The sequence below is a fragment of the Candidatus Ruminimicrobium bovinum genome (assembly GCF_902760015.1).
GTDB lineage: Bacteria > Elusimicrobiota > Endomicrobiia > Endomicrobiales > Endomicrobiaceae > Ruminimicrobium > Ruminimicrobium bovinum.
Genome location: NZ_CACWEU010000004.1, coordinates 1 through 4,801, shown reverse-complemented (window position 1 = coordinate 4,801; position 4,801 = coordinate 1). Strand labels below are relative to the sequence as shown.

The following is a 4,801-nucleotide window of genomic DNA, read 5'->3' as shown; positions in this document are numbered from 1 at the left end:
TAAAATTTATAATGATATGCCGTTTATTGATTGGTGCAATGCAATGTTCGGTAAAGGTATTACAAAATATTTTATGGCACCTTATAATCAAAAATTATGGAATTGTAATTTAAAAAAAATGACGGCTGCCTGGACTGCGCCTTTTGTTCCAAAACCTTCGGTTGAAAGTATAGAAAAATCCGCTTATCAAAAAAATAATAATTCTTACGGGTATAACAGTTGTTTTTATTATCCGCAAACGGGCGGTTGCGGAATTGTAGCCGAAAGTTTATATAAAAAGGTAAAAAAATCGGTTAAAACAGGTTTGAAAGTTACTAAAATAGATTACATTGATAAATGTGTTTATGCAGACGGAATATGGTATGGCTATACCAATTTAATTTCCACACAACCGTTAAAGGAATTATTAAAGTCAATTATAAATTTACCTAAAAGAATAAAAAAACTTACAAATAATTTAAAATTTACATCGGTCAGGTGTATAAATTTGGGAATAAAATATAAAAAATCCATACCTGAAATTATAAAAGGCAAACACTGGATTTATATACCTAACAAAAAATATCCTTTTTACAGAGTCGGTGTTTATTCTAATGTTTGTCCGAAATCCGCTCCGAAAAATTGTTACAGCTTATATGTCGAATTTTCCGGTAAAAACAATGTTTATGACAATTGTGAAGACACAATTCAATATTTAAAAGATTTAAAAATTATAAATTCCGATGATGAAATTGTTACCGCAAATGTTGTTGATATGCCGTATGCTTATGTTGTTTTCAATAAAGAACGACAAAAAACATTGGAAAAAATAAATGAGTTTTTAATTAAAAATAATATATATTCAATAGGCAGATACGGCGGTTGGGAATATTCTTTTATAGAAAAAAATATTTCCGATGCAAAAAAATTGGCAGAATTTATCGGAAAGAAAAAATGAAAAAAAAAGTTGCCGTTATAATTACAAAACTTGAGCTCGGCGGTGCACAAAAAGTTGCAATAGCACTTTGTGAAAAAATTAATAAAGAATTGTTTGATACGTTTATGATTTGCGGTTGTGACGGAATTTTAAGTGATGAAGTAAAACAACAAAATAAAGTTTATTTCGTTAAAAATTTAATAAGGGAAATTAATCCGATAAAGGATTTAAAGGCCGCAATTTCAATATATAAAATATTAAAAAAAGAAAAACCCGATGTGATTCATACACATTCATCAAAAGCCGGTATTTTAGGAAGAGTTTGCGGTTGGCTTGCCGGTATTCCTGTTATAATTCATACTACACACGGTTTTTCCTTCAATGATACTCAGAGCTTTTTCAAAAAAAATCTTTTTATTTTTCTTGAAAGATTCTGTGCAATATTTTCAACTTATCTTATTTTCATAAGCAAAGAAAATATTGATAAAGGTATTAAAAACAAAATAGGTAAGCAGGATAAATATAAATTTATTCGTTTGGGAATAGATATAGATAATTTTAAAAATTTTCAAAATCCGTCATTACGAAGAGAATTAAATTTAAGTAACGATGATATTTTGGTAACGACAATAGGACCTTTTAAACCTCAAAAAAATTTACCGGATTTTATTAAAGTTGCAAACAAAATATCAAAGGAACATAAAAATTTTAAATTTGTTATGGTCGGTGACGGAACATTGAGACCGGAATTTGAAAGTTTAATAGAAAAATATAATATCAAAGAAAACATCTTTCTGTTAGGTTGGAGAAGAGACATTGCAAATGTCCTTCATTCAAGCGATTTTTTTGTTATGACTTCCTTATGGGAAGGTTTACCGATCTCAACAATAGAGGCAATGACTTGCGGTTTGGCACCGATTGTTAATGCCGTTGACGGTCAAAAAGAAATTGTTAAGGACGGAATAAACGGTTTTTTAATACCGCCCTATAATATTGATGAAACTTGTTATAAAATCTTATATTTGGCAGAAAATCCCGAAATTAAATCTAAAATGGAACGGGAAGCAAAAAACAGTATAGACGAAACATATGGCATAGAATACATGATAAAACAACACGAACTGTTGTATAATGCTTTAAAAAAAAGATAAAAAATATTATAATATAAAAATCATTTTATGTTATAATAGCAGTTTAGGGCTGAGGGTTGAGAGCTTAGAGTTTATTTAAGGTGCCATTGTGGGTTGCAGACCCGCAATCTATTAAAAAATAAGTCTGAAGGACATCAAAAGAAAACTATCAGCTCTCAGCTAAGAACACGAAGTGTTCGTTCTCAGCTTATCAGCTAAAAAATTTGTTTCACAATTTTTTTTAAAATAATAAGGAGAAAGCTCAAATGGAAAATTATGGGAAATTTGACAAAGTATGCCAAATTCTTGATGAAAACGGCAGAGATAAAGCTCGTTTAATCCCGATTTTGCAGGCAGTTCAGGAAGTTTATAATTATCTTCCGGAAGAAATTTTAACCTTTATCGCATCTGCATTGGATATCTCTCCTGCAAGAGTTTACGGTGTTGCAACTTTTTTTGCACATTTTACATTGAAGGCAAAAGGTAAGCACATTATTAAAGTTTGTGACGGAACCGCATGCCATGTAAAAAGATCAAGCACAATCATTGAGGCAATAAGGACAAAACTTAAACTTACGGATAAAGAAAATACTACAAAGGATATGTTATTTACATTGGAAACGGTTTCTTGTTTAGGTGCTTGCGGGCTTGCACCTGCAATGGTTATAGATAACGAAGTTTACGGGCAGGTTACACCTGAAAAAGTTACAAAACTTATTGACGATATGATTAAACAGGAGGAAAAATAATGTCTGTAGATTTAGATAAAATTTCCGGTAAAATTCAAAAAGCATTTAAGCAAATTTCCAAAAGAATAATAATTTGTGCGGGAACCGGTTGTGTTGCTAACGGTTCTTTAAAAGTTTATGATGAATTTTTAAAATTGACAAAAGAACAAAATATAGATGTTTGCATAGAATTAAATGACGAAAGCAAAGGAACACTTGTTTCCAAAAGCGGTTGTCAGGGGTTTTGTCAAATGGGGCCGTTGGTTTCCATATTAAAAGGTAATGATGATATACTTTACACTAAAGTAAAAGTTGAAGATGTAAAAGAAATAATAGAAAAAAGCATAATAAAAGATGAAGTTGTTGAAAGATTATGTTATAAAGATAAAGATAAGTTTTATAAAGGTCATGCGGAAATTCCTTTTTATGCAAAACAAAAAAGATATGTTCTTAAAAATTGCGGTTTTATAGGAGCCGAAGATATAGAAGAATATATAAGTAAAGGCGGTTATGCTTCTGCCAAAAAAGCTTGTTTGGAAATGACCGATGAACAGATTTGTAAAGAATTACTTGATTCCGGTTTAAGAGGAAGAGGCGGCGCGGGTTTCCCCACCGGGAGAAAATGGGATTTAACAAGAGTTCAACCAGGTCCTAAAAAATATGTTATTTGTAACGGTGATGAAGGTGATCCGGGTGCATTTATGGACAGAAGTGTTCTTGAAGGTAACCCTCACAGTGTTATTGAAGGTATGATAATAGCTGCAAAAGCAATAGGTGCCGATGAAGGTTATGTTTATGTCAGAACGGAATATCATTTGGCAGTTGAAAGAATGAAAAATGCCATTAAAAAAGCAGAAGAAATCGGAGTATTAGGCAAAAATCTTTTCGGTTCGGATTTCAGTTTTACGCTTCATGTTATGGAAGGAGCAGGAGCATTTGTTTGCGGTGAAGAAACTGCATTAATTGCTTCCGTTGAAGGTAAAAGAGGTATGCCTAAACCGAAACCTCCTTTTCCCGCACAACACGGATTATGGGATAAACCTACCGTAATTAATAATGTTGAAACATTATCAACGGTTCCTTTGGTAATAAGAGACGGTGCCGATTATTATAAAAAAATAGGAGTTCCTACATCTACCGGAACAAAAACATTTGCAATAACGGGTTATGTTAAAAATACGGGGCTTATAGAAGTTCCTTTCGGAACAACATTAAGGGAAATTTTATTTGATATAGCAGGCGGAGTTACCGACGATAAAGGTAATGTTTCCGAAGATGCATTTAAAGCGGTTCAAATAGGCGGACCTTCAGGTGCATGTTTAACAAGAGAACATCTTGATTTACCTCTTGATTTTGACTCGTTAAGAAAAGCGGGTGCAATGGTCGGTTCGGGCGGACTTGTTGTTATGAACCAAACAACATGTATGGTAAATACCGCAAAATTCTTCATGCAGTTTACACAAAGCGAATCTTGCGGTAAATGCGTTCTTTGCAGGGAAGGAACGAAACAAATGTTGATGATGCTTGAAGATATTACCGAAGGAAGAGCCGACGAAAATACGATTCCTTTACTTGAACAGTTGGCAAATGCCGTTAGGGTAGGTTCGTTATGTGCTTTAGGCAAAACTGCACCCAATCCGGTATTATCTACTTTAAAATATTTCAGAGACGAATATGATGCACATGTTAAAGAAAAAAGATGCCCTGCAGGAGTATGTTCAAGGTTAACTCAAATTACAATAGATCAAACAAAATGTATAGGTTGCACTGCTTGTGCAAGAAAGTGTCCCGTAGGTGCAATTAAAGGTGCATTAAAACAAAAACATTCTATAGACCAAAGTATATGTGTAAAATGCGGTGCTTGTGTTTCTACATGTAAATTTGGTGCTGTTAAGAGAGGATAATATTATGGAAAAAACATTAACTATTAACGGTAAAAAAGTTTCTTTTGATAAAGAAAAAAATCTTTTGGAAGTTATAAGAAAAGCAAATATAGAGTTACCTACATTTTGTTATCATTCCGAACT

The 4,801-nt window shown here is 32.5% G+C and carries 4 protein-coding genes; all 4 read left to right on the top strand.

The genetic code is table 11. The annotated features are described in order from the left end of the window. On the top strand, positions 1 to 937 hold a 937-nt coding region (locus tag ACMUOV_RS00065; protein WP_413852567.1), incomplete at its 5' end, for a protoporphyrinogen/coproporphyrinogen oxidase. Then, positions 934 to 2,067: a glycosyltransferase family 4 protein gene (locus ACMUOV_RS00060; RefSeq protein ID WP_413852565.1), complete on the top strand. Its 1,134-nt coding sequence runs from the start codon at positions 934 to 936 to the stop codon at positions 2,065 to 2,067. The genes ACMUOV_RS00065 and ACMUOV_RS00060, both read left to right, overlap by 4 nt. A 245-nt stretch (positions 2,068 to 2,312) precedes the next feature. Next, positions 2,313 to 2,795: an NAD(P)H-dependent oxidoreductase subunit E gene (locus ACMUOV_RS00055; RefSeq protein ID WP_413852563.1), complete on the top strand. Its 483-nt coding sequence runs from the start codon at positions 2,313 to 2,315 to the stop codon at positions 2,793 to 2,795. Beyond that, entirely contained in the window at positions 2,795 to 4,678 is a 1,884-nt protein-coding gene (locus ACMUOV_RS00050) for an NADH-ubiquinone oxidoreductase-F iron-sulfur binding region domain-containing protein (protein WP_413852561.1), read from the top strand. The genes ACMUOV_RS00055 and ACMUOV_RS00050 overlap by 1 nt, the downstream gene beginning before the upstream one ends. The last annotated feature ends 123 nt before the right edge of the window (positions 4,679 to 4,801 follow it).